The organism is Kushneria phyllosphaerae (genome assembly GCF_900312995.1).
Lineage (GTDB): Bacteria > Pseudomonadota > Gammaproteobacteria > Pseudomonadales > Halomonadaceae > Kushneria > Kushneria phyllosphaerae.
Map to the genome: position 1 here is coordinate 790,414 of NZ_ONZI01000002.1, position 24,164 is coordinate 814,577.

A 24,164-nucleotide genomic window follows, 5' to 3' on the forward strand; every position below is an offset into this window, starting at 1 on the left:
ATGCCGATAAGAGAGCCATAAGGGCAGCCTGTGCTGCCGGATCAGGAGCGATTTATGCTTGCCACCGGAACGAAGGCATGGATTCCCATCGAATTGATGCCGCCGGATCTTCATCCGGGCGATGAATGCCACATGATGTCGAGTGTCGTGGCGGGAAAAACGGACAGTGGTAACGATGTCCATTATTACTACCGGGTCAAAATTACCGGTCTTGTGCCCGAGGCGGCAGAGTGCGTAGTACTTGAGACGCTGTCACCCGAGGCCGCCGAAGCCATCATTGGCTGAGGTGCCACCCGCTGCAGGTGCAGCGGTGATCCACTCGATGCAGGAGAGCGCCCATGGACATGAGCGTGAATAGCATGGTCAATGCCTCAATGGCACTGCAGCAGCACCAGCTCAGCAGCGACATACAGACCAGTGTTCTGAAAAAGTCACTGGACGGCCAGGCCGATCAGATGGCGCAGCTGATGTCGTCGGTCGACACGATGCCAAAGCTTGCCACCGAAGGCATGGTGGGAACACGTATCAACACCACGGCCTGATGGAAGCGGCGGCCGTATCCGGGCCGTCACGTAGAGGCGCCTCCTGCAAGGGAGGCGCCTTTTCTTTCATGTTTTTCAGGCCCCGAGTACTCGATGACGACCGTCAGGCCGCCCTCAGCTCGACGATGTGTCCAGCAACGCAACGGCCAGACGAACGAAATCCACTGACGACAGAATGCCGACAAGGTGGCCTTCGGCGTCCAGAACCGGCAGGGCGCCCTGACGATGCGCCAGAAACTTTTGCCCGGCGTCGACAAGCGGCGTATCGATGGACAGCGTCAGCACTTCCCTCGAGATCACATCGTTCAGGGAAATCCGCTTCAGATGATGGCTCAAGCGCTTTGAACCGAAATTATCGGCAATGCGCAGCGCCTCTTTCAAAACCACCTTCTGATCCAGCAATCCCACCAGGTGCCCCTGCTCATCCAGCACCGGGAGATGGCGTATACGGTGTTCACGCATCAGTTCGTTGCCATCGTGGAGCGTCTGCTCAAGACGCAGCGTCACGACCTCCCGGCTCATGATGTTGGCAACCGTGGCCTGTTCACTACTGGTCATGTTCATTTGTCCTGCATCAAATGTGTGTCCGGGAACAAGGAAGCAAAGGCAATCACTCCATTGAACCGCCGACAGACGTCAGCACCCTTTGGCCAAGGCGCTATCGCAGAAGGTGCTGCAGCGCGACACATGTCATGACGAGCGCCTCCTATCCGATTGTTATCGGCAGCGCGCGGCCAACACGAAGGGGCGCGACAGAATTTCAGGCATAAAAAATATGGTTTTTGCTGATATTGGGTACAAGGACGCTGGGAGGATATGGCAGATAAGGGGGAATAAAGGTGGGGAAGGTACCCGGATAGAAGCCCGAGAGATGAACAGGCGCGCCTTTTTATTCATTTCTGTCGGGCACGGTCTGTTCCTGTCGGACATTGGCAGGAAAGGTCAAAAAGCAGGCACAAAAAAGCCGCTTCAGCGAGGCTGCAAGCGGCTTTTTCGATCATGTTGTTGGTGGAGCCTAGCGGGATCGAACCGCTGACCTCAACACTGCCAGTGTTGCGCTCTCCCAGCTGAGCTAAGGCCCCGAACCGGTGCGTAATTTACGACACCTGAGCGTTGGCGTCAACACCCTTTTATCTTCCCATGAACATCAGAGGCCCTTTGCCGCCATGAGCGCGCAGGCACGCCGCCGGATAGCCACGGCCTTTTCAGGGATATCTGTTAAAATGAAGGCACTATCACTTGCGGAGGCCATCATGAACGATGAGGTGATCACGGCGTTCGATCCACGTCAGTTTCTCAAAACGGTCACCGAATCACCGGGCGTCTATCGCATGCTCGATGAGCACGAGAATGTCCTTTATGTCGGCAAGGCCAAGCGTCTCAAGGCGCGCCTGTCGAGCTATTTCCGCAATACGGGGCTCAATGCCAAAACCCAGGCACTGGTCAGCCGTATCCGGGACATTCAGGTGACCGTGACCCGCAGCGAAACCGAGGCGCTGCTGCTGGAGCAGACGCTGATCAAGCAGCAGCGTCCGCCCTACAACATACTGCTGCGCGATGACAAATCCTACCCGTACATCTTTGCCAGCGACCGCCACCCCTACCCTGCACTGGAGCTTCGCCGCGTACGTCAAAAACGCGGCGACGGACGTTACTTTGGCCCGTTTACCAGTTCCGGCGCCGTGCGGGAAAGTCTGTCGCTGATGCAGAAGATCTTTCGTATCCGAAACTGCGAGGATTCGGTCTTTGCCCACCGCAGTCGCCCCTGCCTGCAGTATCAGATCGACCGCTGCACGGCGCCCTGTGTGGGTCATATCACTCAGGAAGACTATCAGCGCGATCTCAACCATGCGCTGATGTGCATGGAAGGCAAAAGTGATCAGGTCACCCAAAAGCTCTATACCGACATGGAGGCAGCGGCAAAAGCGCTTCAGTTCGAGCAGGCCGCCTTCCTGCGCGACCAGGTCCAGCAGCTTCGCCGCCTGCAGAGCCAGCAGTCGGTAGACACCGCCGGCGGTGACGCCGATGTCTTCGCGCTGGCCGAACGCCCGGGCGGGCTGTGCGTCAGCGTGCTGATCATCCGCCAGGGACGGGTGCTCGGCTCACGTCATCACATGCCCGACAACGGCCTGGATCTTAGCTCCGAGGCACTATTGAGCAGCTTTGTCAGCCAGTACTATCTGGGCCAGAGCAATGAAATGCCGACAGAGGTATTGACCTCCCATGCCGTCGAGGATCGGGAGATTTTGCAGGATGCCCTTTCCGAACACGCCGAGCGCCGGGTACGCATTGCTCATCAGGTCCGCGGCCACCGCGCCCAGTGGCTCGAGCTTGCGCAAACCAATGCCGACCAGCATCTGGCCACCAAACTGGCCAGCCGCCAGCAGCTCAACGCGCGCTTCAAGGCGCTGGCTCAGGCGCTGGATCTGGAAGAAACACCCCAGCGGATGGAGTGTTTTGACATCAGCCACAGCAGCGGCGAAGCCACGGTGGCCTCCTGCGTGGTGTTCGATCAAAGCGGCCCGATCAAGTCGGACTACCGCCGCTTCAACATCGAGGGCGTGGCGGCCGGCGATGACTACGCCGCCATGCGTCAGGCCCTGACACGACGCTACAAGCGCATTCAAAGCGGTGATGTGGCGAGGCCCGACATCCTGATCGTGGATGGCGGCAAGGGACAGCTCAACATGGCGCGCGAGGTGTTCGAGGAACAGGGCGTTTTTGACATTGTGCTGCTGGGCGTGGCCAAGGGCACAACCCGCAAACCGGGCCTTGAGACGCTGTTTATCGATACCGTAGAGCGCAGTATGACGCTGGAAAGCTCCTCCGGCGCGCTGCATCTGATCCAGCACATTCGCGATGAAGCGCACCGCTTCGCCATTACCGGGCACCGTCAACAGCGTGACAAGGCGCGACGTTCGTCTACCCTTCAGGAGATTCCCGGCATCGGGCCCAAAAGACGCCGGGAGCTGCTGCGCCATTTTGGTGGTCTGCAGGGCATCCGCAACGCCTCCCGCGACGATCTCGCCCGTGTTCCAGGCATCAATGCACAACTTGCTACACAGATTCATCAGGCACTGCATGGCTGACAGCGCGTTCAGGCGTTAGAATCCAGAACTCTTGCAGGTACGTTTCACCCCCGGTCAGGACCCGAAGTGCCATGAGCATCCCCAATATCTTGACGCTGACGAGAATTTTTCTCATACCGCTTTTGGTCATCGTATTCTACCTGACGACCGGTTGGAGCAATCCACTGGCCGCCCTGCTGTTCACCATCGCCTCGGTCACTGACTGGTTTGATGGCTATCTGGCACGCCGCTGGAACCAGAGCACCCCCTTTGGCGCCTTTCTGGACCCGGTTGCCGACAAGCTGATGGTTGCCGTCGCTCTGGGGGTACTCATCGAGTTTTACAGCGATGTGATTCTGACGCTGCCCGCGCTGGTGATCATCGGTCGCGAGATCGTGATCTCGGCACTGCGGGAGTGGATGGCGGAACTTGGCAAGCGTGCCAGCGTGTCGGTCTCCAGCATTGGCAAGTACAAGACTGCCTTTCAGATGATCTCGATTATCCTGCTGCTTGGTTTTGCGCCGGGAACGCTTCTGGCACAGGCAGGCTTTTTGCTGCTGTATCTGGCCGCCATCCTGACGCTCTGGTCGATGTACAAGTATCTGCGGGCTGCCTGGCCTGAACTGACACGCTCGATGTGAGCGTAACGTGTGACTCAGGTGCGATTTTTACCGGGTTTTGTTTGACAGGTTTCTGTCACATCGGTATATTTCGCACCCGTTGAGCGGGAATAGCTCAGTGGTAGAGCATCGCCTTGCCAAGGCGAGGGTCGGGAGTTCGAATCTCCTTTCCCGCTCCATCCCTTACGGGATCAACGGACAGGTCAACGAGTATCGAATTCGTTTTCCGCAGCGTTTTGAGGCTGGATGGCAGAGTGGTTATGCAGCGGACTGCAACTCCGTGTACGCCGGTTCGATTCCGACTCCAGCCTCCATATCCCTTCTGCCTGATCTCCGGCCGTATCAGATGGCCTCAAGCAGATAAAGCCGTCGAATCCTCGCCCGGATGGCGGAACAGGTAGACGCAAGGGACTTAAAATCCCTCGACCGCAAGGTCGTGCCGGTTCGATTCCGGCTCCGGGCACCAAACCTTTTAGCATGACCCCTTCCCTGCCCTTGTTTTTCAAGTGACTCTTCCCGAGTCCAATATCCTTTTGCAGACCATATTTTTCTTTTATGCCTCCACCAGAGGGCATCGATCACTCACGTCTGTACGCCCTGGACCTTCAGCCAACACCATGTGACCTTCTTCGACAGGCACGTCTTCATTTCCGGCCCTTTATTGTGCTGATGTAGAACCTCTGGTGCTGATACCCAGGCGTGCCGGATCGGTGCCAATGGCCCGTACTTGCCCTGTGCCGCCCTGTCATAAAGGCGTCCCTTTCGGAGCAATGCATGTCGCTATTAGACTCAGGTCCAGGCCCCGAGCGTGATAGCAGTGATTGACAGCCTGCCCGACCCCGACATAGTTTCAATGCGTGACGTTGTGTCATGACGTTACCCTCACGGGCCCGACTTATCGTCGTTCCCGTGGCGACAGCCGGCCTACCCGGCCGGTCACACCAACAATATACAAAAGACGTGCTCATGACCCAGAAAACCTCACGCCGGCTGATGCTGGCAGGTGGCCTGTTGATGGCGGCCACCGGTACTGCCCATGCCAAGACCCTCGTCTACTGTTCGGAAGCGAGTCCCGAAGGGTTTAACCCGCAGCACTATACGGCCGGGACCACCTTCGATGCCTCCTCGCGTACCATTTACAACCGTCTGGTGGAGTTCAAGTCGGGCACCACCGAGATCAAGCCGGCGCTGGCCGAGTCGTGGGAGGTCTCCGATGACGGCAAGACCTATACCTTTCACCTGCGCAAGGGCGTCAAGTTCCAGACCACGGACTACTTCACCCCATCACGTGAATTCAACGCCGATGACGTGCTCTATTCGTTTAATCGCCAACTGCAGGACGATAATCCCTGGCACGGGGTCGGCAGCGGCTATGAGTATTTTGAAGGCATGGGCATGCCGGATCTGATCGAAAGTGTCGAGAAGGTCGATGACAACACCGTACGCTTTCATCTGAGCCGCGCCTCGGCGCCCTTCCTGTCTGACATGGCCATGGACTTCGCCTCGATTTTGTCAGGGGAATACGCCGACCAGCTGATGAAGGAAAACCACCCGGAGCGCATGAACCAGCAACCCGTGGGGACCGGGCCGTTCCAGTTTGCCGGCTTTCAGCGCGATGCCTACATTCGCTATCAGGCACATCCGAATTACTGGGAAGGCAAATCACCTCTGGACCGCCTGGTATTTTCGATCACGCCCGACGCCTCGGTACGCTTCCAGAAGCTTCAGGCCAATGAATGTCAGGTCATGGTCTTCCCCAATCCGGCCGATCTTGAGGCGATGCGCAACGACCCCAACATCAACCTGGAATCGGCCGAAGGGCTGAACGTGGGCTATCTCTCCTTCCAGACCGAGAAGCCGCCGTTCGATAACCCGAAGGTACGCCGCGCCCTGTCGATGGCCGTGGATCGCGATGCGATTATCAAATCGGTGTATCAGGGGGCCGGCGAGAAGGCCAAAAACCCGATTCCACCGACGCTCTGGGGCTATGACGAGAACGTCAAGGAGATCCCTTACGACCCCGAGCAGGCCAAAAAGCTGCTTGCCGAGGCCGGCGTCAAGGACCTGAAGACCCAGCTATGGGCCATGCCGGTACAGCGCCCCTATAACCCCAACGCGCGGCGCATGGCGGAAATCATTCAGTCAGACTGGCGCAAGGTAGGCGTCAACGCCGAAATCGTGTCCTATGAGTGGGGCGAGTATCTGCGCCGTGCCTCTGAGGGCGAAGCGATGACCGGTCTCTTTGGCTGGACCGGGGACAATGGTGACCCGGACAACTTCCTCAACACGCTGCTGTCGTGCAACGCAGCACGCGACGGCTCCAACTACGCCAAGTGGTGTAATCCGGAGTACGACGACATCATCCGACAGGCAGCCACGGCCACCGATCAGGATGAACGCACAAAACTCTATGTGCAGGCGCAGGAGATCTTCCGCGACCAGATGCCCTGGCTGCCGATCGCCCACTCGATTGTCTACGACCCGGTTCGCAGCAACGTCACCGGCTATCAGGTACAGCCGACCGGCTCCCACATCTTCTATGGGGTAGATATCAAGGAGTAACGTCCCTGACGTAGGATAGAGCCCCGTTCCGACGAGCGGGGTTTTTCATGCCTTTCGGACAGCCGCCCATGACGTCACCCATCATTAAATCCTCTGCGCTGCGCCCGCTGGGCGACGGCCCGCGCACCGTGGCCCTCATTGCCCCAGCCGGAGCGGTATTGCCCGAGCGCATCGAGGCCACCTGCAGCCTGCTGACACAAATGGGCTACCGCCCACAGCTTATGGACCACGCCCGGGCGCGGCATCGCTACCTGGCCGGCACCGTCGAGCAGCGCCTTGAGGATTTTCATGCCGCCTTCAACCTGGCAGACGTGACAGCCGTGTGGTGTCTGCGCGGTGGCTACGGCTGCGCTCAGCTGATGGATCACATCGACTGGCAGCACCTGCCCGATGTGCCGCTTCTGGGCTATTCCGATATCAGCGTATTGCTGAGCGCCTTTCACGCTCGAGGCCGCCGGGCGCTTCATGCGCCGGTGGCCACCGAACTGGCTCTGCTTGAACAGGCCAATGGGGTGACGCGCGAGGCACGGGCCGCATCCATGGCCAGCATCGCATCGGTGCTTCAGGGCAGCGCAGGCCACATGGCGGTGACGCACGTGGCCGGTCCCGACGCGCCTGTAGAGGGTCCGCTCATCGGTGGCAATCTCACCACGCTTGCCAGTGCTGCCGGCACCTCTGGCGCACTGCACGTGCCGAACGGTGCCATTTTGATGCTGGAGGATGTAGGCGAGCGGCTCTATCGCCTTGAGCGCAGTTTCTGCCAGCTGCTGGCGAGTCTGGCGCTGGGTCGTTTGAGCGCGGTCTGTCTGGGCAGCTTCGTCGACTGTGATACCGGTGACAGCAGTATCGAGGTGATGGTGCAGGAGTGGCTGGCCCCCCATGATATTGCGCTCTATCACCAGCTGCCCTTCGGCCACGGTGAGCATAACCAGGCCTGGCCGGTCGGACGGATGGCGCGGCTTGCGGCCTCGGGGCTGGACTGGGCGCCCGAATGATCAGCATCGATCCCTGTCCATGCGCCCTTACGAGCATGGACAGGGTCAACACAATCCCCTAGGGTCTATCACTTACTGCATCACTGCCTGGAAGGCCTGCTCGCTGCAGCAACAATAACAAGTATGGATACATGACCATGACCAATACCCTCTCGACTCGCCGTCTCTACAAGGCTCGTCTGACCCTTCGCGCCACCTCCGTGGCCGGTCCGTGTCGGTCGGATCCCGGCTAGACCGGATCCCGACTTTCAAGCATGAACCCGGCGCAATCGTTGCACAGCCCGTGTTCATTGCCTGCCCATCCCTGCTCATCATCACGCGCTCTGGCCTACAGGCCATGTCGGCGTGCTGTTGGCAGGTACGGATTACACGTTCGCGGTGGCGGAAACCCCTATGTTGAGCTTTGTCTTTCGCAAACTTTTAATGCTGATCCCAACGCTTCTGGGCATCACGCTGGTGACCTTTACGCTGGTACACCTGATCCCCGGAGACCCCGTCGCCATCATGGCCGGCGAGCGCGGCATCTCTGCCGAGCGACACGCCGAGGTGATGGCCGAGCTGGGGCTGGACCGGCCGATGTGGGAGCAGTACCTGAGCTTTCTGGGCAATCTGGCCCATGGTGATCTGGGTCACTCGCTGATCAGCAGCAACCCGGTACTCGATGAATTCATGTCACTTTTCCCGGCCACGCTCGAACTTGGCTTTTGCGCCATGCTACTGGCCGTGTGTCTGGGCATTCCGCTGGGCGTCATTGCCGGCATCAAGCGCGGCTCGATCATCGATCACACGGTCATGGGCACCTCGCTGACCGGCTATTCGATGCCAATTTTCTGGTGGGGCCTGCTGTTGATCATTTTCTTCTCGGGGATCTTGGGCTGGACGCCGGTCTCGGGACGCCTCTCCTCGAGCTACTGGATCGACACCCCCACCGGCTTCATGCTGATTGATACGCTGCTTTCCGGAGAGCCCGGCGCCTTCGTCGATGCCCTGCAGCATCTGATTCTGCCCACGGTCGTACTGGCCACCATCCCGCTGGCCGTGATTGCGCGCATGACGCGGTCATCGATTCTCGAGGTGCTGGGCGAGGACTATATCCGTACCGCACGGGCCAAGGGGCTTTCTCCTTGGCGCATCATTGCCATTCACGCCCTGCGCAATGCCATGATTCCGGTCACCACGGTCATCGGGCTGCAGATCGGGCTGCTCTTTTCCGGCGCCATCCTCACCGAGACCATCTTCTCCTGGCCCGGTATTGGCAAGTGGCTGATCGATGCCGTCGGACGGCGCGACTATCCCTCGCTTCAGGGCGGCATCCTGTTGATTGCCCTGATCGTCATGATGGTCAATCTGATCGTTGATCTGCTCTATGGGCTGATCAATCCCCGCATTCGCAACAGTCGCTGAGCCCGGAGGCCACACATGACACAGGTTACCCCTCAGCCCCCGGCCGCCGTGCCGGACATCAACGACAACGCCACAACCGAGCTTACGCCACAGCGCCCCTCACCGCTGAAAGATGCCTGGCGAAGCTTTCGCCGCAACCGCGCCGCCCTGGCCGGCATGGTCATTATCGCGCTGATCATCGTGATCGCCTGCCTGGCCAACGTGGTCGCACCCTACTCCCCGGTGGCACAGTTTCGTGACAGCGTGCTCACGCCGCCCTTCTGGCAGGACGGCGGCTCCCTGCGCTTCGTGCTGGGCACCGACGACCTGGGCCGCGACATCCTGAGCCGCCTGATTCACGGCGCGCGACTGTCGATGACCATTGGCGTCATCGTGGTGTCGCTGTCACTGGGCATCGGCGTGTTGCTGGGTCTTCTGGCCGGTTTTCTGCGCGGCTGGATCGATACCGTCATCATGCGATTGATGGACATCATGCTGTCGATCCCGAGCCTTTTGCTGGCCGTGGTCGTGGTCGCTGTACTGGGGCCAGGGCTTTTCAACGCCATGCTGGCGATTGCGGTGGTCTATCTGCCCCACTACGTGCGCCTGACGCGCAGCTCGGTGATTACCGAGCGTGAGCGCGAATACGTCATGGCCTCACGGCTGGCCGGCGCCGGCGTGTTCCGACTGATGTTCATCACCATCCTGCCCAACTGCCTGGCACCATTGATCGTTCAGGCCACGCTGAGCTTTTCCAACGCCGTGCTGGATGCCGCAGCACTTGGCTTTCTGGGACTGGGTGCCCAGCCGCCGACGCCGGAATGGGGCAGCATGCTGGCCGATGCACGCCAGTATGTGCTGCAGGCCTGGTGGGTGGTGACCTTCCCGGGGCTTGCCGTTTTGATCACGGTGCTGGCCTTCAACATCATGGGTGACGGCCTGCGCGATGCGCTCGACCCGCGCCTCAAGCGCTGATGATGACGGCCACGGCTGTACAGACACGACAACAACGACAAACGTCGACCATTGCAAAACAGGAGAGCGCCATGGCGCTTCTGGACATTGAACAGCTCAGCGTGTCCTTTGACACGGATGAAGGGACCTTTCCTGCGGTATCGGATCTGAGTCTGACGTTGGAAGAAGGCGAAGTGCTCGGCATCGTCGGGGAATCCGGGTCCGGCAAGAGCGTGACCATGCTGGCGATGATGGGGCTTTTACCCTTCAACGCCCGGGTTAAGGCCAGCCGGTTTCATTTTGCCGGGCAGGACATGCAGACCCTGAGTGACCGCGCCCGGCGTCGCCTGACCGGCAACGACATCGCGATGATCTTTCAGGAACCGAGCACCAGCCTCAACCCGAGCTTTACCATCGGCTTTCAGCTACTGGAGGCCATCAAGGCCCATGAAGGCGGCGGTCGCCGTCAGCGACGCGAGCGCGCCATTGAGCTGCTGGACCAGGTCGGCATCCCGGCCCCTGCCAAACGCCTGAGTGACTATCCCCATCAGCTCTCGGGCGGCATGAATCAGCGCGTCATGATTGCCATGGCGATTGCCTGCAACCCGCGGCTTTTGATCGCCGATGAGCCAACCACGGCACTCGATGTGACCATTCAGGCGCAGATTCTGGATCTTTTGCTCAGGCTTCAGGAAGAGCGCGGGATGGGCATGATCCTGATCACTCATGACATGGGCGTAGTGGCCGGCGCCGCCAAACGCGTGGCCGTCATGTATGCCGGGCAGCTGATGGAAACCGGCACCAGTCACGATGTTTTCCGTGAGCCTGCCCATCCCTATACCGGAGCCCTGCTCAATGCCCTGCCGGAGCGTCATCCGGGCACGACGCGCCTGCCCACCATCCCCGGTGTGGTGCCGGGCATCAACGACCGACCGCAGGGCTGTCTTTTTCATCCGCGCTGCGCCCATGCCCAAAAGGACTGCCGCGCCAGCCGGCCGGCGCTTGAGGCCATCCATGCGGAAACCGGTCTTGGCACGCGTCACGTGCGCTGTTATCACCCGCTGAATGAAGAGGTTCTGGAGATCGCCCCATGAGCAGACCTGACATTCTTGATAAATCCTTGCTCGACGCGCCCCTGATGGAAGCGCGCGACCTCGTTCAGACCTATCAGGTGCGCCAGGGGTTTCTGCGCCGCGCCGAACTTCATGCCGTACGCGGCGTCAGCTTCACGCTTCACGGCGGAGAAACCCTGGCCGTGGTGGGAGAGTCCGGCTGTGGCAAGTCAACGCTTGCCCGCATGCTGACGCTGGTGGAGCCGCCATCATCGGGGACGCTTTCGGTGGGCGGACATGACGCGGCCAACCCGGACCGGCAGACCATGGCCGCCCTGCGCCGTGATGTGCAGATGGTGTTTCAAAATCCCTACGGCTCGCTCAACCCGCGCAAGCGCATTGGCACCATTCTGGAAGAGCCGCTGGTCATCAACACCTCGACCCCGGCCGATGAGCGCCGTCGCATGGCACAGGACATGCTCGCCCGCGTCGGGCTGCGCCCGGAACACTATGATCGCTACCCGCACATGTTCTCCGGCGGTCAGCGCCAGCGCATTGCCGTGGCCCGCGCCCTGATGCTGCGGCCCAGAGTGCTGGTGCTGGATGAGCCCGTCTCTGCCCTTGATGTGTCGGTTCAGGCGCAGGTGCTCAATCTGCTCAACGATCTGCAGGAGGAGTTCGGGCTGGCGTATCTGTTCATCTCGCACGATCTGAGCGTGGTTCGCCACGTGGCCGACAACGTCATGGTGATGTATCTGGGCCGACCGGTAGAGGTGGGCTCGCGTGAGGCGCTGTTTGAAACGCCGCGCCATCCCTACACCCAGGCACTGCTGTCGGCAACGCCATCGGTCAACCCCGATGAGCAGCGACACCGCATCGCGTTGAGCGGCGAACTGCCCTCACCGCTGTCACCGCCGTCGGGCTGCGCCTTTCATCGACGCTGCCCGCATGCCCGGCCAGAGTGCGCTGACAGGCGCCCCGAGCTTCGCGAGGTCGGGGGTGCCCAGGTGGCCTGCCACTTTGCCGAGGAGCTCATGGTAGCGCGCGAAAGCGGCGCGGCATGACCCCAACCGGGGCGGTGCAACGCCGCCCCAATCGTCGGTAAAACAGTATTTTTGCTCGAGTTTCTGGATTCTTCGACGATAAGATAGAGACATTCAACTCTTCAGCCTGGCACCCCATGGCACGCTTACGCTTTCGCGATCCCTACTTCAACTATCGATACCGCCACTATCTTTACACCCTGCGCGCCACCATCGCGCTCAGCGTCACCTTTTGCATCGTGTCTGTTTTCAACATTCCCCACAGCATCTGGGCGCCGGTCAGCACCCTGATGGTCATGGGGAACCTGCCCCATGTCGGTGGCGTGCTCGACAAGGGCGGCCAGCGCCTGATCGGCACCGCGCTGGGCGGGCTTCTGGGCGTCGCTCTGCTGCTGATTCCGTCGGCACCGCCGGGCACCATTCAGGTGCTGACGCTGGCCGCCATTGCCGTGGCACTACACGCTACCTTTACCTCACGCTACGGCTATAGCGTGCTGATGTTTGGCATCACGATTTTGATGGTCACCGGCGATGGCAACCAGGATCTGACCATTGCCCTGTGGCGCGCCTTTGATGTGCTGCTGGGCACCAGCATCGGCATTCTGATCACGATCATCGTGCTGCCCCAGAAGGCCACGGACCTGTTTCGCTTCATGCTGGCCGATAATCTTGATCGTCTGGCGAGTCTCTATTATGCCCACACGCTGGCCACCGAAGCCGATCATGACCAGGCACTGGAAGAGATGAAAAAGACCACCACGCAGCTGATCCAGCAGCGCAGCCTGGTGGATGCCGTTCACAAGGAAGGAAGGCTACGGCGCGGCGAGCTCAACAGCCTGCTGTCGCTGGAGCGGCGCATGATTTCGACCGTCGAGCTGCTGCTGGAAACCCACTGGGATACCCGCAACGGTCACGAGATCATTGAAAGTCTTGAAGGGCTGCGCATCGATCAACAGCAGCTGGCACGGTCGCTGTCGATGCTGGCTCATCAGGTGCGCACCGGTCAGCAAATCGACATGAACATTGCGGCGCTGGACCTGCAGCGCTACGTCAACCGGGCCTTTTCCGGGCGCTCCTCATCAGGGCGCGCTCTGTTCAGCCCGAGTGGTTATTTATGGCTCAACCGGGAACTGGCGCGGCAGGCTCGTGCCCTGGTCGGCTATCTGGGCAATATTCAACGCCTACCCAGCTCGCGGCTCAGAAAACGGGCCAATCGTCATCATCTGGTGGGCGGCAGGCGTCTGAGTGACGAACGCCCTGCTGACAGTGCTCAGCCCTGAGGCAGCTAGCACGGGAGAGTATTACCGGTGGCAGAGCGGTTCAAAAGCGCCTGACGCAGTCGGCGAAACTGCTCGGGCGGCAGCATGTCATACCAGAGCGCATAACGGCGGCGCTCGATGCGCACTTCACAAAGCAGTGGCCCCAGTCTTGAGACTTCAAGGGCCACACCCCGCCACTGCCCGTCACGATACTGCTCCCACTGGCCGCTGTCGGTCGTGCGAAGCGGAGGCGGCAAACGCCCCACCTGATACCCTCCCAATGCGACCAGCACGAGAAACACCACGCCTGCCCAGAGGATGGAAAGCCAGAGGGCACAGGCGAGTGCGATGGCACCCCCGATCAGACCATGGAGCCCGAGTGCGACCCTAGAGCGGGCGAACGTCACTTGTACGGGTGCTTTCGGCATAATCCACGATTTTGGTGATAATGGGGGTCAGGGCCGGGTCGTCGGGAAGCTCGCGGCGCATCAGCCACAGAAAAAGGTCCTGATCCTCGCAGGCAAGCAGCGTCTGATAGGCATACTGATCTTCATCACTGAGGCCATCGAAGCAGTTCTCGATAAAGGGCACCAGCATCAGGTCCAGCTCCCACATGCCACGCCGGGAATGCCAATAAAGACGCTTGCGCGCCGTGGCATCAAAGGCTTGTTCTTCGCTCACATTGATCTCCTGTAAGAGGGCGGTTGACCCTGCCCCATTATACGCAGCCAGCGCGCCACGCCCATGATTGTCTGAAACTTTGAAAGCCACCCCTGACACAAATTTTGTGCGGCATGTAGTGCGTTGTTTTATCTCACATTAGCGGCTATGCTGAAACCAAACAAAAAGCCTTGTAAAGGCTCCCGACAGGCCGGATGGAGAACCCCCGATGACGAAGTCCGAATTGATCGAACAGATTGCTGCGCAACAGTCAGAATTGTCCGTCAAGGAGGTAGAGTCGGCGGTTCGCCTGATTCTTGACGATATTACCGATACGCTGGCCAATGGCGGTCGAGTCGAAATACGCGGCTTTGGCAGTTTTTCCCTTCACTATCGCGAGCCACGTACCGGACGCAATCCCAAAACGGGAGACGCCGTCAGCCTCAGCGGCAAGCACGTTCCCCATTTCAAGCCGGGCAAGGAGCTGCGCGAGCAGGTCAACTCCAGCCGCGAGCATGGGTTCTGATCCCCGCTCGCATTACCCCTGCCTCACGATGACACCTGTTGCATAACGCTTGCAGGCAAGCGCTGTAAACATCGCTGCATGCCATTGCCGGTGTTACACTGCCTGCAATTGGACAAGGAAAATCAGGGATCTGCTATGCGCTGGCTCAAGGGCGTGGTACTTGCTGTTGTCACACTGATCGTTCTCCTTCTGGGCATGCTGTTTGCCGTGCGCAATCAGCAGACAGTACCGCTGGATGTCATCTGGGCGGAATTGCCGCCGGCATCGCTGTCCCTGTGGCTGCTGTCAACGCTGGTGGTTGGCGTGCTGCTGGGCATGGTGGCCATGTCCGGACTTTATCTGCGCTTGCGCACCACGCTCATGCGCACCCGCCACGACAATCAGCAACAGCGCAAGGAGCTTGATCGTCTACGCGTTCAGGAGTTCAAGGAAGCCCCCTGAATGCCGGATCCCGTGCTGCTCCTTATACTCGTTGCGGCCATCGGTATCGGCTGGTGGCTGGGCCGCATGGAGCGAAAGCACTACCGCTATCGCCAGCGCACGCTGTCCGGTCAGCACCTGTCCCGTGACTATTTTGTCGGGCTGAATTTTTTGCTCAACGAGCAGCCCGACCGCGCCATCGAGACCTTCGTACAGGCGCTTGAAGTCAACGGCGATACCATCGATACCCACATTGCGCTGGGCAATCTCTTTCGCATGCGCGGTGAAACCGACCGTGCCGTGCGCATTCACCAGAACCTGTTGGCACGCCCCGTCCTGACCACGCAGCAAAGTGAGCAGGTACAGCTTGAGCTGGCCCGCGACTTCATGCGTCTTGGCGTGCTCGACCGCGCCGAACGGCTGCTTGATGGGCTGGTACGACAGTGTGAAAACGAACAGACCGCGACCGCCGCCAAGCACTTGATGGTGGACCTTTTTGAGCGGGAAAAGGACTGGCAGGCAGCGCTGAACGTGGCGCTGCCTCAGCTGGCAAAACAGGATGAATCGCTCAAGCGCGCCGCAGCGCACTGGCACTGCGAGCTTGCCGAACAAAACATCGAAGAAGGCAGCCCCGGACCCGCACGACGCCATCTCAAGCAGGCGCTGTCCATTGATTCGGCCTGCGTTCGTGCCAACTGGATTTATGCCGATATCGAGCATCGCGCTGGCAGTTACCGCAATGAAATCCGCGCCCTGCGCCGCATTCGTGATCAGGACAGCGATATGGTGCCCATCACCCTGGCCCCCATTCAGCGCGCCTTTGATCTGCTGGATGATGAACAGGGACTGATCGATTTTCTGCATGATCAGCTCGAAAAGTCTCCCTACGTTTCTTTCGTGTTATTGCTGGCCGAACGACTGCGCACACGTGACGGGCTTGAACACGCCACCCGCCTGGTCAGTGAGCAGCTTCAGCGCCACCCCAGCCTGCGCGGTATCGACTACCTGATGGATCTCTATCTCAAGGAGGTGCCCGAACATGAGCTCGAGCACCTGCGACTGCTCAAGCGTCATACCGAACAGCTTATGGCTCAGCGCGCTCGTTACCGCTGCAAAAGCTGTGGCTTCCAGGGGGAACAGCTTTACTGGCACTGCCCCAGCTGTCGCCAGTGGGGGGCCATCAAACCGATCACGGGTCTGGAAGGCGAGTAACGCCGCCGCCATCTCTATCGCCACTGCCCCCTTATCGCCGCTGCCTCCCCTGTCACCTGCTAAGCCTTGAGTGCCGAAAGCTCCTGCTCAATGGCGGCAAGCGCGGCCATCGGATCACTGGCACGCGTCACCGGCCGACCAATCACCAGATGCGTACTGCCGGCCTGCATGGCCTCAAGCGGTGTCATGACCCGACTCTGATCATCGCGCTGAGCGAAGGCCGGACGAATGCCCGGGGTCACCCGCAAGAACGCATCGCCACACTGCGCGGCCACATCGCCGGCCTCGCGGGCTGAACACACCACGCCATCCATACCGCTCTCGCGAGCCAGCTCGGCCAGATGCAGCGCCTGCTCGCCGGCCGTACGCGTTACGCCAGTCTCCAAAAGGGCAGCATCATCCATGCTGGTGAGCACCGTCACGGCGATCAAATGCGTGGCGAGTCCGTTTTGAACAAGCACATCGCGCGCCGCCTGCATCATTTGTCGACCGCCCGAGGCGTGGACGTTGACCATCCATACACCGTGATCGGCGGCGGCATGAACCGCGGCGGCCACTGTATTGGGGATATCATGAAACTTGAGATCCAGAAAGACCTCAAAACCGCGCTGGTGCAGGGTCTTTAACGCTTGCGGACCACTGCGGACAAAGAGCTCCTTGCCCACCTTGAGCCGACAGCTTTGGGGGTCCAGCTGGTCCACCAGCGGCAGCGCCGCGTCCAGGCTGGCATGATCGAGGGCGATGATCAGAGGGGAAGACATGCGGGCTCCTGTGCTGTCGTTCGAGTGACCGATTCGAGCAGGCAGTATAAAGGTTGCATCTCATGAGCGGGATAGGCACCGATCATCGAAACACCACAAATCGATATATAAAAATAAACTAAAAAAGCAAGTATTCTTGCCGATACCTTAAAGGTAACTTTTCTATCACAAGGAACCGGCATGTCTCGCAAACTGATTGCAATGCTTTTGACCACCGCTGCACTGTCTCTTTCCGCACCGCTGATGGCCGAGCCGCAAAGCGTCAATATCAATACCGCCACGGCGGCCGAGCTGACCGCCCTGCCGGGTATTGGAGAGAAAAAGGCCGATGCCATCATTGCTGATCGTGAAGCTCATGGCGTCTATGAAAGCGCCGATGATCTGAGCCGCGTCAGCGGTATCGGCAGCGCAACCGTCGACCAGCTGCGCGATAGCGTCGAACTCTGATCAGCCCCCCCCGGGCGGCAGTTCTGCCTCTGCCGCCCTGCCTGTTCTCCCCTTTTTGTTTCTTTCTTCTACTGTCCGACATTCTTTCTGTTTCTTCCCTCGATTGCCTGACTTTTGTCCCCTGTCATCATCCGGGCATATACCTCTTGCGGCTGACATGCCAGTATCCTGTGCTATCGACAGCTGCCGCGTCTGATGCTCCCTGACCGGGAGGCTCGGGTGATCGCGGCATCCTTGTGAACACATTGAACGCGAGAGTGCGAAGACATCATGCCCCTGCTTTTACCCATCGGCTTTTTTCTATTGCTGGATCTGATCTCGATTTTTGTACTGGGCAAGCTGATCGGTGCCTGGGTATTGCTGGTCATCGTGCTGGCGGCCGCCTTCGGGATACATCTGATACGTCGTGAAGGCGTGGACTCCTTTCGTCAGGCCCAGCAGAAAATGGCCACCGGAGGTGAGGCAAGTGCCGAGCTCAAGCGCGGTGCTGCCCTGATCATGGCAGGTGTCCTGCTGGTCATGCCGGGAATCCTGACCGATGTCATTGCCGTATTCTGTCTCATGCCGTTTTCCCGCAGCGCGCTGCTGGGGCGTTTCATGCGCAGTAACGTCAACGTGCATCGCTATCATCCCGACCGCGACCGCCAGGGCGATACCTATACCCAGCCCGAGCGCGACACCTCTGCCAATTCATCGTCCAATCCCCGCGTGATAGAGGGCGAAATCGTTGATAGTGAAAAGGATCATCGCAAGTAAAAAAATTGCGTCGACCCCTTGAAACAATCCGATGCGACCTCATTAATCTGCCACGTCGTGATATCGACCCAAATACTCCGGTAACCCGGAACCTGGGGGCGATGAGGCCACCGGCCAGTCGCCCCCGAGCAGTCCATGTAACCAGTTAGGGAGAACGTGAGAAATGAACATCCGTCCTTTGCACGATCGCGTTGTCGTTCGTCGCGTGGAAGAAGAACAAAAGACTTCCGGTGGCATCGTTCTGCCCGGCAACGCGCAGGAAAAGCCGACCCGCGGTGAGATCCTCGCAGTTGGCAAGGGCCGTATCCTTGAAAGCGGTGAGACACGCCCCCTCGACGTACAGGTCGGGGACAAGGTGATCTTCAAGGATGGCTTTGGCGTTGAGAAACAAAAGATCAACGGTGAAGAAGTTCTGATCATGAGCGAGTCCGACATTCTCGGCGTGCTCGAAGGCTGATACCTCTTTTACGTCTACGTCATTTTTTACACGAACATAGAATCGAGGAATTACCGTAATGTCCGCCAAGCAGATCAAGTTCTCCGATGATGCTCGCAAGCGCATGGCGCGCGGCGTCAACGTTCTTGCCGATACCGTAAAAACAACGCTGGGGCCGAAGGGTCGTAACGTTGTTCTGGAAAAATCCTTTGGTGCACCGACGGTCACCAAGGACGGCGTTTCCGTCGCCAAGGAAATCGAACTGAAGGACAGGTTCGAAAACATGGGCGCGCAGATGGTCAAGGAAGTCGCTTCCAAGACTTCTGATGTTGCCGGTGACGGCACCACCACTGCCACCGTTCTGGCGCAGGCCATCGTCAACGAAGGCCTCAAGGGCGTCACTGCCGGCATGAACCCGATGGACCTCAAGCGTGGCATCGATATTGCCATCGCCAAGGCCGTTGAAGAAATCCGCAGCATGGCCGTACCGTGCACCGATTCGCGCGCCATTGCACAGGTCGGCACCATCTCTGCCAACGGCGACAGTACCATCGGTCAGATCATCGCTGATGCGATGGAAAAGGTCGGCAAGGAAGGCGTCATCACCGTTGACGAAGGTCGCGGATTTGAAGACGAACTCGAAGTCGTTGAAGGCATGCAGTTTGATCGCGGCTACCTGTCGCCCTACTTCGTGACCAACAACGAGACCATGTCGGTCGAGCTGGAAGACCCCTACATCCTGCTGGTCGACAAGAAGATCTCCAACATCCGCGAACTGCTGCCGGTGCTGGAAAACGTTGCCAAGGCCGGCAAGCCGCTGGTCATCATCGCCGAAGACATCGAAGGCGAAGCGCTGGCAACACTGGTCGTCAATAACATGCGCGGCATCGTCAAGGTCGCGGCTGCCAAGGCACCGGGCTTTGGGGATCGTCGCAAGGCCATGCTGCAGGACATCGCGATCCTGACCGGCGGCACCGTGATCTCTGAAGAAGTCGGCCTGAGCCTTGAGCAGACCACTCTGGATCACCTGGGCAGCGCTCGTCGCATCACCATGTCCAAGGAAAACACCACCGTCATCGACGGCAACGGTGTTGAGTCCGACATCGAATCGCGTGTCAGCCAGATCCGCACGCAAATTGAAGATACCTCTTCCGATTACGATCGCGAGAAGCTTCAGGAACGCGTCGCCAAACTGGCCGGTGGTGTTGCTGTCATCCGCGTCGGTGCAGCTACCGAAGTGGAAATGAAAGAGAAGAAGGCTCGCGTTGAAGACGCGCTGCACTCGACTCGCGCCGCGGTTGAAGAAGGCGTGGTGCCTGGTGGCGGTACGGCACTGGTTCGTGCCTCGGCTCGCCTGCGCGACATGAAAGGCGCCAACGAAGACCAGACGCACGGCATTCAGCTGACCATCCGTGCCCTGGAAGCGCCGCTGCGCCAGATCGTGACCAACGCTGGTGAAGAAGCTTCCGTAGTGCTCAACCGTGTTCGCGACGGCGAAGGCAACTTCGGCTACAACGCCCAGACCGGCGAGTACGGCGATCTGTTCGAAATGGGTGTTCTTGACCCGGCCAAGGTATCTCGCTCTGCCCTGCAGTCAGCCGGTTCCGTTGGCGGCCTGATCATCACGACCGAAGCCATGGTCGCCGATGATCCGGAAGAGAAGGAAGCTGCCGGTGGCGGTGACATGGGCGGTATGGGTGGTATGGGCGGCATGATGTAATCATCCCCCGAAGCCCGACCCTCCCAGGGTCCCTTCAAAAGCCCCGCCTTGTGCGGGGCTTTTTTATACCCATCTTTTTAATGACCATGATAGGCTTTGCGCACTCATCCATGACCTTCGTATGTGCCCGCTATCATGACGCTTTCCATCCGTGACGCCGTTCCCGATGACGCCGCCACCATCGTTCGTTTCATTACCGAACTTGCCATCTATGAGCGTGCCAAGCACGAAATGAAGGCGGATGAATCGATGATTCGATCCACGCTTTTCGGTGATTGCCCGCATGCCCATGCCCTGATCGCCCTGCAGGATGATCAACCCGTCGGTCTTGCCGTCTATTTCTTCAACTATTCGACATGGCTCGGCCATCGAGGCCTCTACGTCGAAGACGTGTTCGTCACCTCAAGCGCCAGAGGCCAGGGGGCCGGACTGGCATTGATGAAGGCGCTGGCCAGGATTGCCGTCGATAACCACTGCCCGCGCTTTGACTGGCAGGTGCTGGACTGGAATCAGCCGGCGATCGATTTCTACGATGCCATCGGCGCCGAGGCGCGCAGGGAATGGCTTTCCTATCGTCTTGAAGGCGAGGCACTCAGACAGTTTGCAGGTTCGGGAGCGACGCACCATGACTGAACCACGCTCAACGCTTGATAACGTTCGTATCGTGCTGGTGCAGACCTGGCATCCGGGTAATATCGGGGCAGCGGCACGCGCAATGCGCACCATGGGACTTACGCAGCTGGTGCTGGTCAATCCGCGCCAATTTCCCGATGAAGAAGCAACGCGCATGGCCGCCGGCGGCGAATTCCTGCTGGAACAGGCGCACGTCGTGGAGAGGCTTGAAGACGCCGTCGCCGACTGTGGCGCGGTGGTGGGCCTCTCTGCCCGGCTTCGCAATCTGCCCCTGCCGCAGTTTGAAGAAGGCGACGACATGGCGCGCGAACTGATGGCACTGGCCGAGGACATGCCGGTGGCACTGGTATTCGGTCGCGAGCGCTCGGGCCTGACCAACGACGAAATCGCCTGCTGCACGCATCAGCTGAGCCTGCCGGCCAATCCGGACTATCCGATTCTCAATCTTTCCCAGGCCGTGCAGGTCTGTGCTCATGAGCTTTATCGAGCGTGGCGCCACCGCAACGCAGATGATACCGCATCCACTCAGGCGCCTGCTGGCGGACGTGAAAAGGATCTGCCCCCCACTCGTGAGCAGATGCAGCATTTTCAGCAGTCGCTGGCCGCGGCGCTTCAGGAAGCCGGCTTTTTAAACCAGCCTCATGCCCAGACCCTGGAGCGGCTCCAGAACTTCTATCAGCGCTCCTCACCCACCCGCAAGGAGCTTTCGCTGCTGCAGGGAGCCCTTCGAGCGCTTGTCGACCCCGCCAAAAAGCCATGACATCGACAAACTGCCATGTATGAAAAAGGGCCCCGCGATGGGGCCCTTGTCGTTAATGCAAAGCCTGTCTTGTCGATCAAGGATTCAGTGTGACCCTGTGCGCGGTGCGTTACGGCCCAGCCCGCCGAAAAGATCCAGCATACGCTCATGCCACTGCGCCACCGGGTCATCGGATTTGAACAGGGCACCGTCATGGACCACGTACGCCAGCATGAACATGCCAAACACCAGATAGTCGGCGCCGCCCGGATGATCGCCATCGATAAAGGATGATCCTTCAAGCTGAGCACGCAGCGGTGGCAGTGCCTTTTCCAGCATCTCAAAACCCTGCTCGGTATCCTGAAACTGCTCAAGCGTTACCCCAAAGCGCGCCTCTCGGCTTTCCCGGAAGTACGGTTGATCCTTCGGATCAATGATCGAGAACACATCCAGAATGGCAATTTTCATCAATGCCGGGGCCAGCTGCGTTTCAGACCAGTGCTTGATAAAGCGGGCCCGCGAGCGCGCCATATCATCGCCAAAAAGGGCAGGCCCCGGATATTTCTGATCCAGCCAGGTCATGATCTCAAAGCTGTCGGTGACCACCTCATCATCTTCGTCAACGATGACCGGCACTTTCTCCTGACCGGAGAAGGCAATGTCCTGCTTGTCGCTGAAATGCCATGCCCGGGTCTCGAACGTCAGGCCCTTGTGATGCATGGCCAGCGCTGCTCGCCAGCAAAAGGGAGAAAACCGCAGGGCCGTGTTTTCGCCACAAAGGTCATACATGATGCGCGCCATGCTTGCTCCTTCTCGATATAGGATCGACAGTCGTGCTGTCGCGGTATCCCTCACTATAGCAGTCAGGAAACACCGCACAGCGACAACGGCTTCCGGCTCAGAGAATCATGGCGGCGATCCAGCCAAAGGCCATCAGTGGCAGGTTGTAATGGATAAAGGTCGGCACGACCGAGTCGCGGATATGGTCGTGCTGACCGTCGGCAGCAAGGCCCGAGGTTGGCCCCAGCGTGGAGTCGGAAGCAGGCGAGCCCGCATCCCCCAGGGCTGCAGCCGTCCCCACCAGCGCCACGGTCGCCATGGGCGAGAAGCCAAAGCTCAGCGCCAGTGGTACATAAAGGGAGGCGATGATCGGAATGGTCGAAAACGATGACCCAATGCCCATGGTGATGAAAAGCCCCACCAGCAGCATGATCAGCGCGGCCAGCGCCTGGCTGCTGCCAAAGGTATGGGCACTTTGCACCAGTGCCTCGATCTCGCCGGTGGCCTGCATCACGCTGGCAAAGCCTGCCGCCGTGATCATGATAAATCCGATGGTCGCCATCAGACGCATGCCTTCGGTAAAGACGCCATCCTGCTCACGCCAGCGAAACACACCGCTGACCGAGAGCACCACAAAGCCTGCCAGCGCTCCCAGCACCATGGAATCAAGCCAAAGCTGTACGGTGAGTGTCGCGGCAATCGATACCACCAGAGCGCCCCACTGCCAGGGTCTGAGCCGGGCACGGGTCTCCTGTTTGTCTGTTCCCGACTCGGGCGCGACAGCATCCGCCTGCTGGGCTACGGCGCGATCTTCATAAAGACGCGGGCGGCGATAACTGATAAAGACCGCCACCAAAAGCCCCACCAGCATGCCCGAAATGGGCAGCGCCATGGCCATCGGCACCTGCGCTGCCGTGATCTCAAGCCCTGCGGCTTCCCCGGCCGAGTTGATGTTGGCCAGCAGAATATCGTTGAGAAAGATGGCGCCAAATCCCACCGGCAGCAGCATGTAGGGCGCGGTAATGCCAAAGGTGATCACGCAGGCCACCAGGCGCCGGTCGAGCTTCAAACGGTTAAAGACCGGCAGCAGCGGAATGACCACGATGGGGATAAAGGCGATGTGCACCGGTACCAGATTCTGCGAGCAGATGGCGGCGCCCAGCAGGGACACGATCAGTATCGTCTTGAGGGTCCTTGGATGAGTGCGCTCGCCGTCGAGTGCCCGGATAAAGCGCTGCGCCACACCCTCGGTGATCCCTGAACGTGCCAGCGCCACGGCAAAGGCACCTAGAGAGGCATAGGAAAGCGCGATACCGGCACCATCACCAATGCCGTCATTGAAGGCGTCAAGCACCTCATGGATGGACAGACCGCTATAAAGACCGCCGGACACTGCCGCCACGATCAGGGCCGCCACAACCGGCACACGCGAAAGGCTCAGACCGACCATGACAAGAATGGAGATGACAATGGCATTCATTGGCGCAGCAACCACAGACAGAGAGTGAAGCCCGATCGGCAAGGACCGGGATGGCATTGCCCCCTTCAAAAGGGCGCGCGCACTCTATCACAAACACCTGTCAGGAGGATCACAAA

The 24,164-nt window shown here is 59.6% G+C and carries 26 protein-coding genes and 4 tRNA genes; 23 read left to right on the forward strand and 7 right to left on the reverse strand.

What is annotated here, in order from left to right:
• Positions 1-54: 54 nt before the first annotated feature.
• Together KSP9073_RS09505 and KSP9073_RS09510 are read left to right on the forward strand one after the other, a co-directional pair.
• Positions 55-285, forward strand: a complete 231-nt coding sequence (locus KSP9073_RS09505; protein WP_108842708.1) for a hypothetical protein — start codon at positions 55-57, stop codon at positions 283-285.
• A gap of 59 nt (positions 286-344) precedes the next feature.
• Positions 345-542, forward strand: coding sequence for a putative motility protein (locus KSP9073_RS09510; RefSeq protein ID WP_243409175.1), 198 nt, complete (start codon positions 345-347; stop codon positions 540-542).
• A 114-nt stretch (positions 543-656) separates the two neighbouring features.
• Here the strand turns inward: KSP9073_RS09510 and KSP9073_RS09515 are convergent, their stop codons facing one another.
• Both KSP9073_RS09515 and KSP9073_RS09520 read right to left on the reverse strand, forming a co-directional pair.
• Positions 657-1,100 carry a CBS domain-containing protein gene (locus KSP9073_RS09515; protein WP_108842710.1) on the reverse strand — a complete coding sequence of 148 codons (444 nt, stop codon included), beginning with the start codon at positions 1,098-1,100 and terminating at the stop codon, positions 657-659.
• Between the two features lie 448 nt (positions 1,101-1,548).
• Positions 1,549-1,624: transfer RNA gene (locus tag KSP9073_RS09520), tRNA-Ala, on the reverse strand.
• Between the two features lie 171 nt (positions 1,625-1,795).
• Between KSP9073_RS09520 and uvrC the strand changes: the two genes are divergently transcribed.
• The 12 genes from uvrC to KSP9073_RS09580 all read left to right on the forward strand — a co-directional run bounded on the left by uvrC (position 1,796) and on the right by KSP9073_RS09580 (position 13,499).
• Complete coding sequence (gene uvrC, locus KSP9073_RS09525; protein ID WP_108842826.1) at positions 1,796-3,631, forward strand: excinuclease ABC subunit UvrC; 1,836 nt, start codon at positions 1,796-1,798, stop codon at positions 3,629-3,631.
• A gap of 71 nt (positions 3,632-3,702) precedes the next feature.
• The gene (gene pgsA / locus KSP9073_RS09530; RefSeq protein ID WP_108842711.1) at positions 3,703-4,251 is read left to right on the forward strand and encodes a CDP-diacylglycerol--glycerol-3-phosphate 3-phosphatidyltransferase; all 549 of its coding nucleotides are present in this window, start codon (positions 3,703-3,705) and stop codon (positions 4,249-4,251) included.
• An 83-nt stretch (positions 4,252-4,334) separates the two neighbouring features.
• Positions 4,335-4,409 (forward strand) — tRNA-Gly (locus KSP9073_RS09535).
• Positions 4,410-4,470: 61 nt separating this feature from the next.
• Positions 4,471-4,544 (forward strand) — tRNA-Cys (locus KSP9073_RS09540).
• A 65-nt stretch (positions 4,545-4,609) separates the two neighbouring features.
• A tRNA-Leu gene (locus KSP9073_RS09545) sits at positions 4,610-4,696 on the forward strand.
• A 500-nt stretch (positions 4,697-5,196) separates the two neighbouring features.
• Positions 5,197-6,792 (forward strand): ABC transporter substrate-binding protein, encoded by a 1,596-nt coding sequence (locus KSP9073_RS09550; protein WP_108842712.1) that lies wholly within the window; start codon positions 5,197-5,199, stop codon positions 6,790-6,792.
• A 68-nt stretch (positions 6,793-6,860) separates the two neighbouring features.
• Positions 6,861-7,787 (forward strand): S66 peptidase family protein, encoded by a 927-nt coding sequence (locus KSP9073_RS09555; RefSeq protein WP_207771451.1) that lies wholly within the window; start codon positions 6,861-6,863, stop codon positions 7,785-7,787.
• A gap of 393 nt (positions 7,788-8,180) precedes the next feature.
• Positions 8,181-9,191, forward strand: coding sequence for an ABC transporter permease subunit (locus KSP9073_RS09560; RefSeq protein ID WP_108842714.1), 1,011 nt, complete (start codon positions 8,181-8,183; stop codon positions 9,189-9,191).
• Between the two features lie 15 nt (positions 9,192-9,206).
• Positions 9,207-10,145: an ABC transporter permease subunit gene (locus KSP9073_RS09565; RefSeq protein ID WP_108842715.1), complete on the forward strand. Its 939-nt coding sequence runs from the start codon at positions 9,207-9,209 to the stop codon at positions 10,143-10,145.
• A 71-nt stretch (positions 10,146-10,216) separates the two neighbouring features.
• Entirely contained in the window at positions 10,217-11,218 is a 1,002-nt protein-coding gene (locus KSP9073_RS09570; RefSeq protein WP_108842716.1) for an ABC transporter ATP-binding protein, read from the forward strand.
• Positions 11,215-12,240: a dipeptide ABC transporter ATP-binding protein gene (locus tag KSP9073_RS09575; protein WP_108842717.1), complete on the forward strand. Its 1,026-nt coding sequence runs from the start codon at positions 11,215-11,217 to the stop codon at positions 12,238-12,240. Before KSP9073_RS09570 ends, KSP9073_RS09575 begins: the two co-directional genes overlap by 4 nt.
• A gap of 116 nt (positions 12,241-12,356) precedes the next feature.
• Entirely contained in the window at positions 12,357-13,499 is a 1,143-nt protein-coding gene (locus tag KSP9073_RS09580; protein WP_108842718.1) for an FUSC family protein, read from the forward strand.
• Between the two features lie 5 nt (positions 13,500-13,504).
• On the opposite strand, the gene KSP9073_RS09585 is transcribed toward KSP9073_RS09580, so the two are convergent.
• Both KSP9073_RS09585 and KSP9073_RS09590 read right to left on the reverse strand, forming a co-directional pair.
• A complete protein-coding gene (locus tag KSP9073_RS09585) occupies positions 13,505-13,885 on the reverse strand; it encodes a YgfX family protein (RefSeq protein WP_108842719.1) in 381 nt (126 codons plus the stop codon).
• On the reverse strand, positions 13,866-14,159 hold the full coding sequence (locus KSP9073_RS09590) for an FAD assembly factor SdhE (protein WP_108842720.1): 294 nt from the start codon (positions 14,157-14,159) through the stop codon (positions 13,866-13,868). Before KSP9073_RS09590 ends, KSP9073_RS09585 begins: the two co-directional genes overlap by 20 nt.
• A 208-nt stretch (positions 14,160-14,367) precedes the next feature.
• Between KSP9073_RS09590 and KSP9073_RS09595 the strand changes: the two genes are divergently transcribed.
• The 3 genes from KSP9073_RS09595 (at position 14,368) to lapB (ending at position 16,296) form a co-directional block, all read left to right on the forward strand.
• Positions 14,368-14,664 carry an integration host factor subunit beta gene (locus KSP9073_RS09595; RefSeq protein WP_108842721.1) on the forward strand — a complete coding sequence of 99 codons (297 nt, stop codon included), beginning with the start codon at positions 14,368-14,370 and terminating at the stop codon, positions 14,662-14,664.
• Between the two features lie 135 nt (positions 14,665-14,799).
• Entirely contained in the window at positions 14,800-15,105 is a 306-nt protein-coding gene (locus KSP9073_RS09600; RefSeq protein WP_108842722.1) for a lipopolysaccharide assembly protein LapA domain-containing protein, read from the forward strand.
• Positions 15,106-16,296: a lipopolysaccharide assembly protein LapB gene (gene lapB / locus KSP9073_RS09605; RefSeq protein ID WP_108842723.1), complete on the forward strand. Its 1,191-nt coding sequence runs from the start codon at positions 15,106-15,108 to the stop codon at positions 16,294-16,296.
• Positions 16,297-16,355: 59 nt separating this feature from the next.
• On the opposite strand, the gene pyrF is transcribed toward lapB, so the two are convergent.
• Complete coding sequence (gene pyrF, locus KSP9073_RS09610; protein WP_108842724.1) at positions 16,356-17,057, reverse strand: orotidine-5'-phosphate decarboxylase; 702 nt, start codon at positions 17,055-17,057, stop codon at positions 16,356-16,358.
• 180 nt (positions 17,058-17,237) lie between these two features.
• Between pyrF and KSP9073_RS09615 the strand changes: the two genes are divergently transcribed.
• From KSP9073_RS09615 to KSP9073_RS09640, 6 genes are all read left to right on the forward strand, one after another.
• Positions 17,238-17,504 carry a ComEA family DNA-binding protein gene (locus tag KSP9073_RS09615; RefSeq protein ID WP_108842725.1) on the forward strand — a complete coding sequence of 89 codons (267 nt, stop codon included), beginning with the start codon at positions 17,238-17,240 and terminating at the stop codon, positions 17,502-17,504.
• A 270-nt stretch (positions 17,505-17,774) separates the two neighbouring features.
• A complete protein-coding gene (locus KSP9073_RS09620) occupies positions 17,775-18,260 on the forward strand; it encodes an FxsA family protein (protein WP_108842726.1) in 486 nt (161 codons plus the stop codon).
• A 163-nt stretch (positions 18,261-18,423) separates the two neighbouring features.
• The gene (locus KSP9073_RS09625; protein WP_086899633.1) at positions 18,424-18,717 is read left to right on the forward strand and encodes a co-chaperone GroES; all 294 of its coding nucleotides are present in this window, start codon (positions 18,424-18,426) and stop codon (positions 18,715-18,717) included.
• Between the two features lie 58 nt (positions 18,718-18,775).
• Positions 18,776-20,416: a chaperonin GroEL gene (gene groL, locus KSP9073_RS09630; protein ID WP_086899634.1), complete on the forward strand. Its 1,641-nt coding sequence runs from the start codon at positions 18,776-18,778 to the stop codon at positions 20,414-20,416.
• Positions 20,417-20,551: 135 nt separating this feature from the next.
• Entirely contained in the window at positions 20,552-21,049 is a 498-nt protein-coding gene (locus KSP9073_RS09635) for a GNAT family N-acetyltransferase (protein WP_108842727.1), read from the forward strand.
• Entirely contained in the window at positions 21,042-21,809 is a 768-nt protein-coding gene (locus tag KSP9073_RS09640; protein ID WP_108842728.1) for an RNA methyltransferase, read from the forward strand. The genes KSP9073_RS09635 and KSP9073_RS09640 overlap by 8 nt, the downstream gene beginning before the upstream one ends.
• Before the next feature lie 84 nt (positions 21,810-21,893).
• Here the strand turns inward: KSP9073_RS09640 and KSP9073_RS09645 are convergent, their stop codons facing one another.
• Complete coding sequence (locus KSP9073_RS09645; protein WP_108842729.1) at positions 21,894-22,589, reverse strand: glutathione S-transferase N-terminal domain-containing protein; 696 nt, start codon at positions 22,587-22,589, stop codon at positions 21,894-21,896.
• A gap of 97 nt (positions 22,590-22,686) precedes the next feature.
• Positions 22,687-24,048, reverse strand: a complete 1,362-nt coding sequence (locus KSP9073_RS09650; protein WP_108842730.1) for a Na+/H+ antiporter family protein — start codon at positions 24,046-24,048, stop codon at positions 22,687-22,689.
• Positions 24,049-24,164 lie beyond the last annotated feature (116 nt).

What these genes read in the sequence shown, in the direction of transcription:
- KSP9073_RS09505 (WP_108842708.1), top strand. Translation starts at nt 55, where the DNA reads ATGCTTGCCACCGGAACGAAGGCATGGATTCCCATCGAATTGATGCCG.
- KSP9073_RS09510 (WP_243409175.1), top strand. Translation starts at nt 345, where the DNA reads ATGAGCGTGAATAGCATGGTCAATGCCTCAATGGCACTGCAGCAGCAC.
- KSP9073_RS09515 (WP_108842710.1), bottom strand. Translation starts at nt 1,100, where the DNA reads ATGACCAGTAGTGAACAGGCCACGGTTGCCAACATCATGAGCCGGGAG.
- uvrC (WP_108842826.1), top strand. Translation starts at nt 1,796, where the DNA reads ATGAACGATGAGGTGATCACGGCGTTCGATCCACGTCAGTTTCTCAAA.
- pgsA (WP_108842711.1), top strand. Translation starts at nt 3,703, where the DNA reads ATGAGCATCCCCAATATCTTGACGCTGACGAGAATTTTTCTCATACCG.
- KSP9073_RS09550 (WP_108842712.1), top strand. Translation starts at nt 5,197, where the DNA reads ATGACCCAGAAAACCTCACGCCGGCTGATGCTGGCAGGTGGCCTGTTG.
- KSP9073_RS09555 (WP_207771451.1), top strand. Translation starts at nt 6,861, where the DNA reads ATGACGTCACCCATCATTAAATCCTCTGCGCTGCGCCCGCTGGGCGAC.
- KSP9073_RS09560 (WP_108842714.1), top strand. Translation starts at nt 8,181, where the DNA reads ATGTTGAGCTTTGTCTTTCGCAAACTTTTAATGCTGATCCCAACGCTT.
- KSP9073_RS09565 (WP_108842715.1), top strand. Translation starts at nt 9,207, where the DNA reads ATGACACAGGTTACCCCTCAGCCCCCGGCCGCCGTGCCGGACATCAAC.
- KSP9073_RS09570 (WP_108842716.1), top strand. Translation starts at nt 10,217, where the DNA reads ATGGCGCTTCTGGACATTGAACAGCTCAGCGTGTCCTTTGACACGGAT.
- KSP9073_RS09575 (WP_108842717.1), top strand. Translation starts at nt 11,215, where the DNA reads ATGAGCAGACCTGACATTCTTGATAAATCCTTGCTCGACGCGCCCCTG.
- KSP9073_RS09580 (WP_108842718.1), top strand. Translation starts at nt 12,357, where the DNA reads ATGGCACGCTTACGCTTTCGCGATCCCTACTTCAACTATCGATACCGC.
- KSP9073_RS09595 (WP_108842721.1), top strand. Translation starts at nt 14,368, where the DNA reads ATGACGAAGTCCGAATTGATCGAACAGATTGCTGCGCAACAGTCAGAA.
- KSP9073_RS09600 (WP_108842722.1), top strand. Translation starts at nt 14,800, where the DNA reads ATGCGCTGGCTCAAGGGCGTGGTACTTGCTGTTGTCACACTGATCGTT.
- lapB (WP_108842723.1), top strand. Translation starts at nt 15,106, where the DNA reads ATGCCGGATCCCGTGCTGCTCCTTATACTCGTTGCGGCCATCGGTATC.
- pyrF (WP_108842724.1), bottom strand. Translation starts at nt 17,057, where the DNA reads ATGTCTTCCCCTCTGATCATCGCCCTCGATCATGCCAGCCTGGACGCG.
- KSP9073_RS09615 (WP_108842725.1), top strand. Translation starts at nt 17,238, where the DNA reads ATGTCTCGCAAACTGATTGCAATGCTTTTGACCACCGCTGCACTGTCT.
- KSP9073_RS09620 (WP_108842726.1), top strand. Translation starts at nt 17,775, where the DNA reads ATGCCCCTGCTTTTACCCATCGGCTTTTTTCTATTGCTGGATCTGATC.
- KSP9073_RS09625 (WP_086899633.1), top strand. Translation starts at nt 18,424, where the DNA reads ATGAACATCCGTCCTTTGCACGATCGCGTTGTCGTTCGTCGCGTGGAA.
- groL (WP_086899634.1), top strand. Translation starts at nt 18,776, where the DNA reads ATGTCCGCCAAGCAGATCAAGTTCTCCGATGATGCTCGCAAGCGCATG.
- KSP9073_RS09635 (WP_108842727.1), top strand. Translation starts at nt 20,552, where the DNA reads ATGACGCTTTCCATCCGTGACGCCGTTCCCGATGACGCCGCCACCATC.
- KSP9073_RS09640 (WP_108842728.1), top strand. Translation starts at nt 21,042, where the DNA reads ATGACTGAACCACGCTCAACGCTTGATAACGTTCGTATCGTGCTGGTG.
- KSP9073_RS09645 (WP_108842729.1), bottom strand. Translation starts at nt 22,589, where the DNA reads ATGGCGCGCATCATGTATGACCTTTGTGGCGAAAACACGGCCCTGCGG.
- KSP9073_RS09650 (WP_108842730.1), bottom strand. Translation starts at nt 24,048, where the DNA reads ATGAATGCCATTGTCATCTCCATTCTTGTCATGGTCGGTCTGAGCCTT.